The organism is Gardnerella sp. DNF00571G (assembly GCF_049262695.1).
Lineage (GTDB): Bacteria > Actinomycetota > Actinomycetes > Actinomycetales > Bifidobacteriaceae > Bifidobacterium > Bifidobacterium piotii.
Map to the genome: position 1 here is coordinate 256,745 of NZ_CP058396.1, position 13,989 is coordinate 270,733.

The following is a 13,989-nucleotide window of genomic DNA, read 5'->3' on the forward strand; positions in this document are numbered from 1 at the left end:
GAACATGGCAGAAACCAAGGTTATTCTCACCAAGACCGTTGCAAACTTGGGTCACTCGGGTGACGTTATTACTGTTAAGGCTGGTTACGCACGTAACTACTTGATTCCACAGGGCTTGGCCTTTGCGTGGAATAAGGGCGCTGCTTCCCAGATTGAAGCGATGCGTCGCGCTCGCTTGGCTAAGGCTGTGGCCACTCGCGAAGAGGCCGTTGCAGCTAAGGCCGCAATCGAAGGCACTGTTGTAGAAATCGCTGCTAAGGTGAGCGAGTCTGGCAAGCTCTTCGGTGGTATTTCCGCCGATAAGATTGCTGCTGCTTTGGCACCAAAGGCCGCCGTTGAAGCACGCGCTATTAGCGTTGCTGCAATCAAGACCACTGGCGAATTCCCAGCAACTGTGGCTCTTCACCCAGAAATCAGCGCTTCCTTTACTGTTAAGGTTGTAGCTGAGTAGTTAAACGTGTTCCAGCTTCCCACGCGGGTTTTGTGAGTTCTTGCAAGTTATTGTGATTTTGCGAGTTTTGCAGGATTTGCGTATTCTTGCAGGATTTCTGCGAAATTTGCGATGGGAGGCAATCCATTTGGATTGATCTTAAGCATTGGCTCTGTGCGAATTGTGGTGAGTTTTACTTGCTGCGACTTGCGCAGAGCTTTTTTATCTTCCGCTTTTTGTTGCTGATTTTCGTGTGTAGAGCTACAAAATGCGGAGTTGTTTTCCGTGTTTTGTTGTTGGTTTTGTGGTTTTGAGCTACAAAATGCGGAGTTGTTTTCCCGAGAATGTTGTTGATTTTGTGGTTTTGAGCAACATTTTCGGGAAATGTGAATGTGTTGTGTGCGTATTGCGCAAATCGTGGTGTTGAATCGCTTTAGCTACTAAATTATAAAAGTTGGGCAAATAAGCTTAAATGCGCATCAAACAAGCAATGCCAATAATTAAGCAATGTCAATAAGTGAACCAGTGCGTCGCAAAGGAGGATTAGTGACTGATTGCAACACTTTAGCGAATCGCCACGCGTCTAATCCGTGCGATTACAATAATGAGCGCGCGAAAAATCGCATACACAATCGCATTGGCGTGGGGCAGACTTGCGCAAAAGTAATTCTTTTTGGTGAGCATTCGGTTGTTTATGGCTACAGTGCAGTAGCTCTTCCGCTGAAAAATCTTAAGATGCGCGCAACAGTTAGTAGCGCAAACGAAGAAAACGCATCAATCGCACAAAACGCAGAAAACGCATTAAATACAGGTGCGCAAAAGTCGCAAGCAACCGACGAGCTAGTTGCACAAATCAAAAATAATCCTAATAAAAACAGCTTGCAAGAGCTTGCTCAAAGCTGCGTAACTCTTAAAGCGTTGGATTTTTGCGGGCCATTAAAAAATGCACCAAAGCGTTTGAACTCCATTAAAACCGCGATTTATAAGGCTTTGCGATTTGCGAATTGGCGCGGCGAAGCGTTACAAGTGGAAACAGCTTGCGATTTTCCGCCAGAGCGAGGATTGGGGTCGTCGGCTGCAGCTGCAGGCGCTGTAATTCGCGCGATTCTAGACTATTACGCGATTGAAGCCAGCGAGGATCAGCTTTTTGCGCTTACGCAGGAGGCAGAAAATGTTGCTCATGGAAAGGCATCGGGATTAGACGCTAAGGCTACTGCTTCAGCGCGCGCGGTGCGATTTTTGTGCGGCGAATTTAGCAACATAAATATACGATTGCACGCGTGGCTTGTGCTGGCTGATTCGGGATGCAAGGGTCAAACGCGCGATACGGTTGAAGCATTGCGAAAAAAGCGCGATTTGAATCCGCATGCGGTTGATGCGATGCTGGAGCAGCTTGGGAAAATCGCTATTAGCGCGCAAGATGATTTAGAGCTTGGGCGGCCGCTGGAAATTGGGCTTAAGATGAGCCGCGCGCACAAGATTCTTGCGCAATTAGGCGTGAGTACGCCACTATTAGATGAGTTGGTTAGTGCTGCGTGCAAAAGTGGTGCTTTGGGAGCAAAGCTGACTGGTGGAGGCGGCGGCGGATGCGTTATAGCGCTTGCGCAAAACTACGATGATGCGCTTAAGGTGGCGCTGGCTTTAGAGCGCGCAGGTGCTGCCAAAACGTGGATTGTGGAAATCGGCAGTTAGAAAGGTTTTAGAAGGGTTATAGAAAGGTTATTGTGGAAAACGTTGAAATTGAGCCAAAAATAGCGTTTGACGAGTCGAAGCAAACGCATTGCGCAATCGCGGAAGCAAACGCAAATATTGCGCTAATCAAATATTGGGGAAAGCGCGACGAGCAGCTTATTTTGCCGTATTCTTCCTCGCTATCTTTGACTTTAGGCGGATTTTCCACTAAAACTAGCGTGCATTTTGACGATTCTCTAGAAGAAGACTCCGTTTGCTTAAACAACACAGAGCTTAGTGGCGATTTATTGCAAAGCGAAGAGCGCGCGCGAATCGTAAAAATGCTAGACATGGTGCGGAAGATGGCTGGAATCGAAAGCCATGCGCGAGTCGTAAGCAAAAACACGGTTCCAACGGCAGCGGGCCTTGCGTCTAGCGCCTCGGGTTTTGCAGCGCTGGCGGCGGCTGCAGCGTATGCGTCTGGTCTTAGGTTAAACGCGCGCGAACTTTCGATTCTAGCGCGCAAAGGGTCGGGGTCGGCATGCAGGTCGATTTATGGCGGATTGGTGTTGTGGAACGCGGGCGTGAGTAGCGAAACAAGTTACGCGGAGCCAATTGAATCGCCAAAAGATTTGAATCTTGCAATGGTGGCTGTTGTTTTGAATCCAAGCAAAAAGAAGATTTCGAGCCGCAATGCAATGCGGCAAACGGTTGAAACATCGCCGCTTTATAAAAGTTGGATTGAAAGTTGTAAAGATGACATTGCAACGGCTTTGCAAGCGATTAAAAACTGCGATTTAGAGGCGTTGGGCGAGGTTTCGGAGCGAAACGCTTTAGGAATGCATGCTGCTATGCGCGCGGCTAATCCTAGCGTTGACTACCTTAGCGAAGAATCGCACGCCGTGCTTAGAGTTGTGCTGCAAATGCGCGGCGAGGGGTGGCCTGTTTGGGCTACAATGGACGCAGGTCCAAATGTTAAGGTTTTAACTAACGCGGAGCAGGCTTTGCGCGTTAAAAACGAGTTGAGGCTGCGCGTGTTGAGTGAGATTAAGAGTTTGCGCGAGTCGCAGAAATCGGCGGATTTTGCGGAATCTGTTGAATCAGCGCAATCCAATCCGCAGTTTATTATTGCGCGCCCAGGCGATGCGGTTAGCGTAACGGCGTACGGAGAAAATCATGACTAAGTTTCAAGCGGAAGCTCCTGGAAAGCTTTATATAGCAGGCGAATACGCTGTTGTGGATGGAAGAGCGGCAATCGTAGCAGCTGTGAATCGTTATGTTAAAGTTACGGTTGACGCGGCTGGAGCTTGCGATTTTTCTGAAGATGCCGACTGTGGCAGGAATTTTTACGGCAGGAATTTTTACGGAAAAATTGCGTGTGAGGATAAAAACTTTGAGCCATTATATTGGAAGTTTGGCGGCGCGCGTTTTGGCAATAACAGGGAATTTATTTTAGATAAAAGTTGTGGATGCGGATGCGGTGTTCGCGCGGCTGCTTGCGATTTGCCAGCGGAAGAATCGCCAGCAACCAACGATTTGCTAGAACAAACTAATGTAGAAAAAATTAAAAAATACTACGCGTACGTAATTTCCGCAATGAACGTTGTAGATGAATATGCGCGCGAGATGGGCGTGTTGTGCGCGGCGGAAGCACTGGGCGAAACGCGCGAATACAACGTACGCATTGAAAGCGATTTAGACGATAAAAAAAGTGGCAAAAAATACGGGCTTGGATCATCTGCAGCCGTAACGGTGGCGGCTGTGCGAGCGCTGTGCAAATGGTACGGATTAACGCTTGCAACGCCAGAATTGTGCAAATTGGCCATAATCGCGTCTTCGCTAGTAAAAAAGTCGGGAAGCGGCGGAGACGTGGCTGCAAGCGCATACGGTGGGTGGGTAATGTACCGCGCATACAATCGCGAATGGCTTAAAGCAGAAGTGGAAATGATTGAAAACGGCGACTCAAGCCTACACGAGTTGTTGCAGAAAAAGTGGCCGCGATTTGAGGTAAAACGCTTAAAAGTGGGCGCAAGCTTGCGACTTTTAGTTGGCTGGACGGGCAGCCCTGCCAGTAGCGCGGAGCTTGTTGGAAGCGTAAAAGCTGGAGTGAAATCTGGAGTGAAATCTGAGGCAAGCGGCACTTTAAGCGTGAATAATATTGCTAAAACATACGCTAAAACATACGCTAAAAATTACGAAGATTTTTGCGTGCAAAGCGAAAAATGCGTGCAAAAAATCGCAAATGCACTAGAAAATGGGGATTTTAACGAGTTATTAAGCGGATTCGCGCAAAATCGTGTGCTGCTAAAAGATCTTGGCGAAATCACGGGAACGCTAATCGAAACACCAAAACTTACGCAGCTAATCGAAGTTGCCAACAGTGCAGGATTGCCATCCAAAACAAGCGGAGCAGGCGGAGGAGATTGCGGAATCGCGATTGCGCGCGCACAAGATTTTGATGCAGTGGCTAATCGCATTAAAGACGAATGGCAAAAAAGTGGGATTGAAGCGCTTAATCTGAAAGTCGCAGAATTTGATGAAAATCGCGACTCTTCGCTTATCGAGCAGCGCAAAGACGATCACATAAAACTTGCGTGCGAACAATACAAAGCGCACGCGGAATCTGGTTTTGAACAAGTGCGATTTATTCCAAATGCGTTGCCGCAATTGGCGCTAAGCGACGTAGATACAAGCGTGAGTGTGCTTGACAAAAGCACAAAATGGGACGTTCCGCTGTACATTAACGCAATGACGGGTGGCAGCAAGAATGGCGAAAATATAAACGCGTCGCTAGCTAGAGTGGCAGCAAAAACTGGTGTAGCAATGGCGTGTGGCTCTCTAAGCGCAGCGCTTAAAAATCCGCATCTTGCAGAAACCTTTAGCGTGATTCGGCGCTTTAATTCGCACGGATTTGTTATGGCGAATGTGAGCGCAGGCGCAAGCGTTGAGCAGGCGGTTAAAGCTGTTGAAATTTTGCAAGCAAACGCGTTGCAAATCCACCTTAACGCGGCGCAAGAGCTTGTTATGAGCGAAGGCGACCGCGATTTTAGCGCGTGGCTTAGCAATATTGAGGCTGTTGTGCGCGCGCTTGATTCAATGAAAGTACCAGTTGTTGTTAAGGAAACTGGATGCGGAATGAGCGCAAAAGATGTTTTGCGGTTGCAAAATGTGGGCGTGCGCGCTGTGGACGTTGGTGGGCGCGGCGGCACGAATTTTGTTGCGATTGAAAATGCAAGGCGTGGGGGTGCGCGCGGCTACGAGTTCCTTGATTCTTGGGGGCTTACCACTGTTGAATCGTTACTAGACATAGCGCAATGTGATGAGATTTTGCGCGATTCTTGCGATAGTGCGGCTGCTTGCGATTCCGCGGCTGCTTGCGATAGTGCTCAAATGCAAGTGTTTGCAAGCGGAGGAGTGCGTACGCCGCTTGATGTTGTGCGCGCGCTAAAGCTTGGGGCGAGTGCGGTTGGAGTTGCGGGCGAGTTCTTGCATACGCTCACTTGCGGTGGACAGGATGCGCTTGTTGATCAAATTGAGGATTGGAAGGCGCAGATTCGCGTGATTATGGCGCTGCTTGGATGTAAGAATGTTGCGGATTTGCGCCAAAATTCGCGCATCTTGATTGATGGCAAGCCGTGCGCGCTGTAATGTCTGGCGTAGTGATATACTTGTGTAGTTGTGCGTTCAGGCATGCTTATTTGTTTATGCGATTTAACATTGGTTAGTCGCGTTTGGATTTGCATGGATGAGCGACGCAAGACTTGCAAGTCAAAGAAAATAGGAGTCCATTATGGCAGCTCGTTGCGCAGTATGTGGCAAGGGACCGCAGACCGGTTTCAGTGTTTCACATTCGCACATTCGCAATAAGCGCACCTTCCGCCCGAACCTTCAGCCAGTTCGCACCACCATTGATGGCGAAAATGTTCGCCTTCGTGTGTGCGTAAAATGCATTAAGGCAGGCAAGGTTCAGCGTGTTGAAGCGTGAATCGCGTGTTAAATGTAAGGCCCTGAGCAGTGCTCGGGGCTTTTTTTGTTCGCTCCGACCTGTCTTTTCGCTTAGAGCGTAGCGCGAAAAGGCAATTCGGAGCGCTGAGCCGCTTAGCGTAGAAGCACGGTGTGCTTCTACGGCGGCGAATACGTTCGCGCGCTTAGACCGCGCGAACGACGACCTGCATTGTAGTGCGATTGTACTTAAAATACGGCGTGTCGTCATACAAACGCACTACACAAACACATAAAACTGTAGTGTGTTTGTACTGAATTTCCGTGTTTTTTGATACAAACGCACTACATAAAGCGTTGTTTTTCCAGAGTTAGCGCAACGATTATAATCGAAGTATGGCAGCACGCATAACACTTAACACAGCAATATCTTCAATCGTAAGCAACAAGCGCCGCGTTTCTGCCCTAAAATCGCTAGGTGTAGTCACAGTAAAAGACGCGCTAACGTACTACCCGTTTAGAGTCACAAATCCGCTAAAACGCGCGCATTTAAGCCAAATTTTGCCAGGTCAAGAAGTTGCGTTTTGTGCGATTATACAGTCCATAAACTTAGTGCAAATGAATGCGCGAAGAGGGTATCGCCTAGATGTAAACGTTGCGCAAGATGCGTCGCGCGCTCAAATCGTCTATTTTTCAAAAAGCAAGCAATACGCGCAATGGGTTAGCAGCCGCATGAGCGTTGGTCAAACCGTTGTTGTGGGCGGCACGAGCGGCGCGTTTAATGGCGTTTTGCAATTTACGCATCCGCAAGTTATAAGCGTTTTGGCGGCGGTGAGCAATGATGACAAGTCTAGCAACGATGAGAAATCTAGCGCGTCTGACGATTTTGCTGCGCAAAGTGTTGAAGAAGCGTTTGAAAAGTTATGCGCTCCGCAGCCGATTTATCACGCAAATTCGCGTATTTCTAGCGACCATATTCACGAGACGATTTTAGGATTATTGCAACTTTTTAAGAGTTGTGATAGTGGCGATTTTGCGCCTGAATCCCTGCCAGAATCCCTGCCAGACATTCTTCCACAATCCGTAATCGCAAGTAAAAATCTTATGCACCGCACGGATGCGTTTGAATCAATCCACAATCCGCAAAGCAAAGAGGATTTTGCGCGTGCAATTAACACAATGCGTTTTGAAGAGGCGTTTATATCTCAAATTGCTGTTTTGCAATCGCGCGAAAATTCGCGTCTAGGATCTGCTTATAAATGCAACAATGGCGCTTTAAGGCAGCAGTTTGAAGAAAGTTTGCCATTTGCGTTGACGGAAGGCCAAAAAAACGTTATTAGCGAGATTACGGAAGATATGCAAGGCAATTCGCTCAAACACTTGCAAGGCGCGCAGGGCGAATCGCAAGCAGCCGCACTATCAGGCGAATCGCAAGCAGCCGCAGAGTCCCCATTAAAACCAATGCGTCGTCTTTTGCAAGGAGAAGTCGGATCTGGAAAGACGGTTGTTGCAATGAGCGCAATGCTTCAAGCTGTTGGTTCGGGCCATCAAGCGGTTCTTGTTGCGCCAACTCAAGTGCTGGCTCATCAACACGCCGAAAATTTGCGCCAGATGATTGCGCGCGCGCATATAAACGTTGAAATTACGCTTGTAACAGGCGGAATGAAGCTGGCGGATCGAAGAAGTGCTTTGGCAAAAGTAGCAAGCGGCGAGCCAGCGATTATTGTGGCCACTCATGCCGCATTTTCCGCTAGTTTTAAGCCAATAAACCTTGCACTTGCGATTATCGACGAGCAACACAGATTTGGCGTTGAGCAGCGCGATTCGCTTGTACGAAAAATGAGCAATAATGCAGATGTTCATCTTCTTGTTATGACGGCTACGCCGATCCCTAGAAGCGCTGCAATGACTTGGTTTGGCGATTTAGACGCGTCTTATTTAACGGAGCTTCCAGGCGGCCGTAAGCCGATTCGCACGTTTGTTATAAACGAGCTGGACTTTGCAAAAATGGCCGCAATGTTTAGTCACATTCGTTCCAGAATTGACGCGGGGGAGCGCGCGTACATTGTTTGTGCGCGAATAGACGATGGCGATAATGGCGATAATGGTGATAATCGCGATTGCGCGGTTGCTGGCGATTTTGGCGCATACGCATCTAATCCACTAAACGATTCGCAAGAAAATTCGCAAGTAAACTCACAAATTCACACGGTATCGCAAATTTTAACCCGCCTTAAAAACCTCGCTCAATTTAGTGGCGTCAATTTTGCTGAGCTTACAGGCCGCACAAGCGACGACGAGAAGCGCAAAATTATGAGCGACTTTGAAAGCGGAAAAGTGCAAATCTTGGTTTCTACAACCGTAATCGAAGTTGGCGTAGACGTTGCAAAAGCAAGTTGCATAGTGATTTTTAACGCAGAGCGATTCGGGCTTGCGCAGCTTCATCAACTTAGGGGACGAGTGGGGCGTTCTGGCACGCAATCATGGGCTTTTTTGGTATCGGCAGCTCAAGACAACGAGTTGGCAGCAGAGCGTTTGCAAGTTGTAGAAGAATCGCTAGATGGCTTTGTAATAGCGCAAAAAGACTTGGAGCTTAGAAACGCTGGAGACGTTTTAGGAGATAGTCAATCTGGCGGAAAATCAAGCTTAAAGTTGCTTCGAGTTGTTAAAGACGCGCATATTATTGCAGACGCAAGGCAATGCGCAACTTCGATTCTTGCAAGCGACCCAACTTTGCAAAATCACACGCAACTCGCTGGAGCGGTTTTAGACTTTACTCGTGGAAGCAGCACGGCGATTTTGAGCAATTAGAAGAAAATCGAGAAGAAAATCGCACAATTTTTTACAATTTACGTGCGAAAAAGACAATTTTTGAATATTCTAGAAGTATAAGGTAAAAACGCGAGAGACGAGGCAAAGATGACTGAACGCGAACAACAAATATTGTCGTGGATTCAGCAGAATCCTATGATTAGTCAGCAGGAGCTTGCAGATTTAGCTGGCATTACGCGATCGGGCGTGGCTGCGCACATTTCTAATTTGATTCGCAAGGGATACCTTAGAGGAAAAGGTTACATTGTTACGCCACCAAGCTACGTGACTGTAATCGGCGGAATAAGCATGGATGTTTTGGGAATCGCGTGCGGAGATCTTATGGACTACACGTCGAACGCTGCAAAAGTGCGTTACGCGCTTGGCGGAGTTGGGCGAAATATCGCAGTTGCTTTAGAGAGGATGAACACGCGCGCAAGTCTGGTCTCTGTGTACGGAGGCGACCACAATGGCGAACTGTTCAAAATCGACGCATCTGTAAACGGACTAGACATAGGATACTCAAAGCAGCTGCCAGACGCAATGACAGCGTCTTACATGTACGTTGGAGACGCTTCTGGTCAAAGGCTTTTGGCACTAGACGATATGAGCATCTACGATTACATGACGCCAGACTTTTTGCGTGAAAGAATATCAATCATAGAAAACGCAGACATTGTTGCGCTCGACACAAACATTTCGCAAAAGTCATTTGAATGGGTGTGCGATAACTACCATAAGCCGATTATGGTGCGCGCAATAACGGATGCAAAAGCTACGAGAATACTTTCGCGCTTAAATTGCATTGATACTCTTGTTTTAGATACTGCAGAATCGCAAGCACTTACTGGAATTTGCGCTGTAGACGAAAGGTCAGCTGTGCAATGCGCAAAGGCGCTGCTTAAGCGCGGAGTAAAGCGCGTGTTTGTTAATTCTGGGCGAGAAGGCGTTGCGTATGGAATACTTGGGGAAGGCATTGCGTTTTATCCTGTGCCTTTGCGGCGCGTTCAAAGAATGATTGTTTCTAGAGGAAACGGATCCGAAGGCGCTAAGGCTGTTGGCAACGACAACGGTTCTAGCGATACTGCGACTGCTGCTTTGATTTACGCGCGATACAACCACTTTGACAATTCTAAGACTGGGCGATTTGCGGTTGCTGCTGCTGCGCTTAACATGGAGTCTGTTGAAGCGGTGCACGAGGCGATGACGCCAGAGCTTGTTGAGGAGCGTATGCAAAGCATTCATGAGCGTGCGTGATACTCGCTCCGACCTGCATTCGCTTAGAGCGCGCGAACGATGTGACGCTTTTTGTACCACATTCCACCTAAAAATGGTACAAACTCCGGAAAAAACTTCCGCATTTTGTACCATTTTTGACCTAAAACACGTACAAAAAGCGGAAAATCGCTCGCGCGCTACAGTGTGCTGTAACTCGCGAGCGATTTTACCTGCCTGAGCAAGCGCAGTCTAAGCGCTTATCAGTCGCAATCTTCTGGCTTAGGAATCAAGAACGAGCATGCAAACGCGAGAGCAAGCAGCACGATTCCAGCAATCATCGAAGCAACGTAGCCAGTGGTGGCTCCAGCGTTCTGCGCAAAATTGGTCATAACAGCGTAAAGAATCGCAAAGCTCAATCCTGCACCAAGGTTAAACGCTCCAGCATTCATGCCAGGCAAATATCCAGGATTATCTTTAGGAGAAAGCACAATTCCAAGGCCGTTAAGCATAATGTTTGCAACACCTGCGTAGCTAATTCCAAGCCACAAAGAAAGCACTACAAGAGCGCAAACAGAAGGCATTTCGGCAACGTACATTCCAAATACAACGCCAAGAACGCTTACAAGGATTCCAGCGCGCAAAACGAGTCGGTATCCAAACTTTGCAGCAAGCATGCCAGCAACAGGGCCAAACACAAAGCCAATGATTGCGTAAGGTGTAAGAGTTGCAAAGCTCACAACACTTGCGCTCATTGCAGCTCCAGACTTAACATCTTGTGCAAGCTGTGGAACAACGCCATTCATGATTGCAAAAACGCCCGTCATTGTAAGAAGCGTGCAAGAAAGCAATCCCCAAGTGCGGCGTTGGCTCATATATTTTGTAGAAACAAGCGGAGCGGAGTTTTTGCCTTCTACGTTCCAGAAGATTACAAAGAAAACGATTGCAAGAACTACAAGAACTGCCACAAGAGTCAAGTTGGCGCTAGCAAGCTTGCCGATTTCGTTAATCGCAAGATATGCAGCCAAGAACGCGATGCCAAGCGTTACAACACCAACCCAATCCATCTTAGGAGTGTCTTGCGCGTGCGATTCTTCAGTCTGGAATATAACCAAAAGAACTGCAATCACGCCGATTACAGCCATAGTACAAAACACGGATCTAAATCCAAAGTTGCCTGCGAGCCAGCCGCCTGCAAGTGCGTCAACGCCTGCAATTCCGCCATTTACAGACGTTAAAATTGCCATCAACTTTGCGTAACGCTTTTCTTCGCTAACGCGCACGCGCAGCATAATCAAGCACATTGGCACAACTGGACCGCTTGCGCCTTGAAGGATTCGGCCAATCATAAGAACCGTAACATTTGGTGCAATGGCGCTAATCACGCATCCTAAAATGGTTGAAATCAGAATGCCTGTAAGTACTTTTTTGCGGCCAACAAGGTCTGCCAAGCGAGGTAGGAATAGCGAAAACAGCGCTGCTGCAGTAAAGAACACGGTTTGTGTTAGCGCGATTTGCGTATCCGTTGTTTTAAGCTCGTGTGTCATAGTGGCGAGTGCTGGGGAGAGCATGGATGCGTTTAGCTGGAACGCAAAAATGGCCACTAGAAGTGCGGTCATAAGTGCTACGATTGAGCGTCCGCCCTTGTCTAACATGTGTGGAGCTGGAGATGAAACCTCAGTCATAATAACTCCTATATATTGTTTGGTTATTAGGGATCTTCTCTTGTTAGGGATTTTCTCTATTATCTTTTATTTATTTGTTTGATGTATATTGTTTGACTATTTGGTTTATTTGACTTACTTGACTTATTTGATTCCATCGATTCGCTTTAGAGCGTCGATAATCAAATCCCAGAACTTGTTAAAGTCAAGCTTAGTGGCCACTTGCGTGTGGCATTCGCTTGCGGATGGCTCTGGTCCGCGCAAGTCTGCAACCGTCATTCCAAGTGTTAAATCGCCTTTAATTTCAACGTCTAGAGGGCATCTGCGAGTTTGTACAACACTGTGGTCAATCAAGTACGCAACCGTGCAAGGATCGTGCACAGGTGGGTCAATAAAATCTTGATTGTTTTGGTATGTTTTGCGGAAGAAGTCCATCAAGCCGCTTGCAAACGCAGAAAGAGGTGTGCCGATTGCGTCGATTTTAGCTTGTACTTGCGGTGTGCAAAGTGCTTGGTGCGTTAAATCAAGACCAACCATTGTAATAGGCCAATCTTCATTAAACACAACGTGAGCGGCTTCAGGATCTACCTTAATGTTAAATTCTGCGACCGCGCTCCAATTTCCAACGTGGTAGCCGCCGCCCATAAGCACAACTTCCTTAACGCGGCTAACGATTCGCGGCTCCATTCGCGCAGCCATTGCAATGTTTGTAAGTGGGCCAGTTGGAACAAGTGTAATCGTGCCTGGCTCGCTGTTCATAATCGTGTTGATAATCCAGTTTACTGCGTGGCCTTCGTCTAATGGGCGAGTTGGCTTTGGGAGAGTTACTCCGTCTAGGCCAGTTTCGCCATGAATGGATGCAGCCACTTCTAGCGGGCGAATCATTGGGCGATCGCATCCTGCGTGAACTGGAATGTTTGTTGCGTGAGCCATTTCTAGCGTTGCTCGCGCGTTGTACGTAACTTTTTCGAGGCTTTGATTACCGCCTACTGTTGTTACGCCAATCAAATCAATGTTTGGGTTGCCAAGCGCTAGAAGAATTGCCATCGCGTCGTCGTGGCCAGGGTCGCAATCTAAAATGATTGAAGTCATTGTTGCTCCTTAGTTGTTTAGTTGTATGTCAGTTGTATTTGGGATTTAGATATTTTATGCTTAGGCTTTTTAGCAAACTTCATTGTTTAGCGTAGTTTGGGATAAATCGCCAGAAACCAGTGCTAAGCAACATTTGTTGATGTTAATAAACAAATGACCAATACAATTTTAACAAGGATAAAATTTGACACAAGTAAAAAAGATACATAAGTCAAAATAAATTAAAATGATATGCTTAAAATATGCACGTAATTGCAGGAAGATTTAAGGGCACGCCATTATGCGCTGCAAAGTCATGTACAAGACCAACAACAGACCGCACAAAAGAGGCGATTTTTTCTAGACTTGACTCGTGGGGAGTGTGCGAGGGAGCGCGCGTGCTCGACTTATTTGCTGGAACCGCGGCGTTGGGTGTAGAGGCGATTTCTAGGGGCGCAAACGAGCTGGTGTGTGTAGAGGCGAACGCGGCTGCGGCGGCACTAATTGCAAAAACCGTTAAAGTGCTAGAAAGTCAAAGCGCGTGGAGCCAGGATTTAAGCGTGCGCGTAAATAAAAAGCGCGCGGAGCAGTTTGTGCAAGACTACAGCGGCGAGGCTTTCGATTTGGTGTTTATAGATCCGCCGTACGCGTTGGAAACAGAGCAAGTTGAGCTTTTGATTGAAAACATGGTTAAAAACGGCGTTGTAAGCGCTGCTGCAGATACGTTGATTGTTTTGGAGCGTAGCGCGCGCAGCGTTGCGCCTAAGATTTGCGCGGGGTGGGAGATTTTCGACACGCGAAACTATGGCGAGACTGCCGTAATGTTTATTCAATCTTCGCATTGATGGCTTTGTTTGCGCTTAGAGCGTGACCAAGTGAGGTAGAGATTCAAGATTTTTCGCCCTGAATGAGATGAACCTCAGCATCTTTGATGGTGATTCATCGAATGAAGAAGGAAAATCGAGAATCTCGGTGATGAAAACTACGAAAAAGTTCTAGATATTCAGAAGGTTTGATGTATTTCTCTACGAGCAATAAATAGCGCCATCCTAGAGCCTTAGAATATTAACGTTCATAAGCTATACATAAAAGTGCGCGTCACTTGCGAGGAGAGAAATACTCAAACCTCGCGCAACGTTAAGTGGGAAATTGCACAACAACAACCAATAGGGAGCCGTTCTATCG

The 13,989-nt window shown here is 47.5% G+C and carries 10 protein-coding genes; 8 read left to right on the plus strand and 2 right to left on the minus strand.

Annotation, left to right across the window (positions count from 1 at the left end):
• Window positions 1-4 precede the first annotated feature (4 nt).
• From rplI to HXT30_RS01180, 7 genes are all read left to right on the plus strand, one after another.
• A complete protein-coding gene (rplI, locus tag HXT30_RS01150; protein WP_004112972.1) occupies window positions 5-451 on the plus strand; it encodes a 50S ribosomal protein L9 in 447 nt (148 codons plus the stop codon).
• 525 nt (window positions 452-976) lie between these two features.
• Window positions 977-2,122 (plus strand): mevalonate kinase, encoded by a 1,146-nt coding sequence (mvk, locus tag HXT30_RS01155; RefSeq protein ID WP_422111625.1) that lies wholly within the window; start codon window positions 977-979, stop codon window positions 2,120-2,122.
• Window positions 2,123-2,154: 32 nt separating this feature from the next.
• Window positions 2,155-3,285, plus strand: a complete 1,131-nt coding sequence (mvaD, locus tag HXT30_RS01160) for a diphosphomevalonate decarboxylase (protein ID WP_422111626.1) — start codon at window positions 2,155-2,157, stop codon at window positions 3,283-3,285.
• Complete coding sequence (gene fni / locus HXT30_RS01165) at window positions 3,278-5,749, plus strand: type 2 isopentenyl-diphosphate Delta-isomerase (protein ID WP_422111627.1); 2,472 nt, start codon at window positions 3,278-3,280, stop codon at window positions 5,747-5,749. Before mvaD ends, fni begins: the two co-directional genes overlap by 8 nt.
• Before the next feature lie 142 nt (window positions 5,750-5,891).
• Window positions 5,892-6,086, plus strand: a complete 195-nt coding sequence (gene rpmB, locus HXT30_RS01170; RefSeq protein ID WP_004105392.1) for a 50S ribosomal protein L28 — start codon at window positions 5,892-5,894, stop codon at window positions 6,084-6,086.
• Between the two features lie 353 nt (window positions 6,087-6,439).
• Window positions 6,440-8,854, plus strand: coding sequence for an ATP-dependent DNA helicase RecG (locus tag HXT30_RS01175; RefSeq protein ID WP_422111628.1), 2,415 nt, complete (start codon window positions 6,440-6,442; stop codon window positions 8,852-8,854).
• Between the two features lie 108 nt (window positions 8,855-8,962).
• Window positions 8,963-10,111 (plus strand): PfkB family carbohydrate kinase, encoded by a 1,149-nt coding sequence (locus HXT30_RS01180; protein WP_020757721.1) that lies wholly within the window; start codon window positions 8,963-8,965, stop codon window positions 10,109-10,111.
• Window positions 10,112-10,332: 221 nt separating this feature from the next.
• Here HXT30_RS01180 and HXT30_RS01185 read toward each other — a convergent pair whose 3' ends face one another.
• A complete protein-coding gene (locus tag HXT30_RS01185) occupies window positions 10,333-11,754 on the minus strand; it encodes an MFS transporter (protein ID WP_020758532.1) in 1,422 nt (473 codons plus the stop codon).
• A gap of 123 nt (window positions 11,755-11,877) precedes the next feature.
• Window positions 11,878-12,825: a nucleoside hydrolase gene (locus HXT30_RS01190; protein WP_004131838.1), complete on the minus strand. Its 948-nt coding sequence runs from the start codon at window positions 12,823-12,825 to the stop codon at window positions 11,878-11,880.
• Window positions 12,826-13,067: 242 nt separating this feature from the next.
• Between HXT30_RS01190 and rsmD the strand changes: the two genes are divergently transcribed.
• Window positions 13,068-13,649: a 16S rRNA (guanine(966)-N(2))-methyltransferase RsmD gene (gene rsmD, locus HXT30_RS01195; protein ID WP_422111629.1), complete on the plus strand. Its 582-nt coding sequence runs from the start codon at window positions 13,068-13,070 to the stop codon at window positions 13,647-13,649.
• Window positions 13,650-13,989 lie beyond the last annotated feature (340 nt).

Bases quoted from the DNA above. Each gene is read 5' to 3' on its own strand.
- rsmD (WP_422111629.1), top strand. From the start codon at position 13,068: ATGCACGTAATTGCAGGAAGATTTAAGGGCACGCCATTATGCGCTGCA.
- HXT30_RS01185 (WP_020758532.1), bottom strand. From the start codon at position 11,754: ATGACTGAGGTTTCATCTCCAGCTCCACACATGTTAGACAAGGGCGGA.
- HXT30_RS01190 (WP_004131838.1), bottom strand. From the start codon at position 12,825: ATGACTTCAATCATTTTAGATTGCGACCCTGGCCACGACGACGCGATG.
- rplI (WP_004112972.1), top strand. From the start codon at position 5: ATGGCAGAAACCAAGGTTATTCTCACCAAGACCGTTGCAAACTTGGGT.
- HXT30_RS01175 (WP_422111628.1), top strand. From the start codon at position 6,440: ATGGCAGCACGCATAACACTTAACACAGCAATATCTTCAATCGTAAGC.
- HXT30_RS01180 (WP_020757721.1), top strand. From the start codon at position 8,963: ATGACTGAACGCGAACAACAAATATTGTCGTGGATTCAGCAGAATCCT.
- rpmB (WP_004105392.1), top strand. From the start codon at position 5,892: ATGGCAGCTCGTTGCGCAGTATGTGGCAAGGGACCGCAGACCGGTTTC.
- fni (WP_422111627.1), top strand. From the start codon at position 3,278: ATGACTAAGTTTCAAGCGGAAGCTCCTGGAAAGCTTTATATAGCAGGC.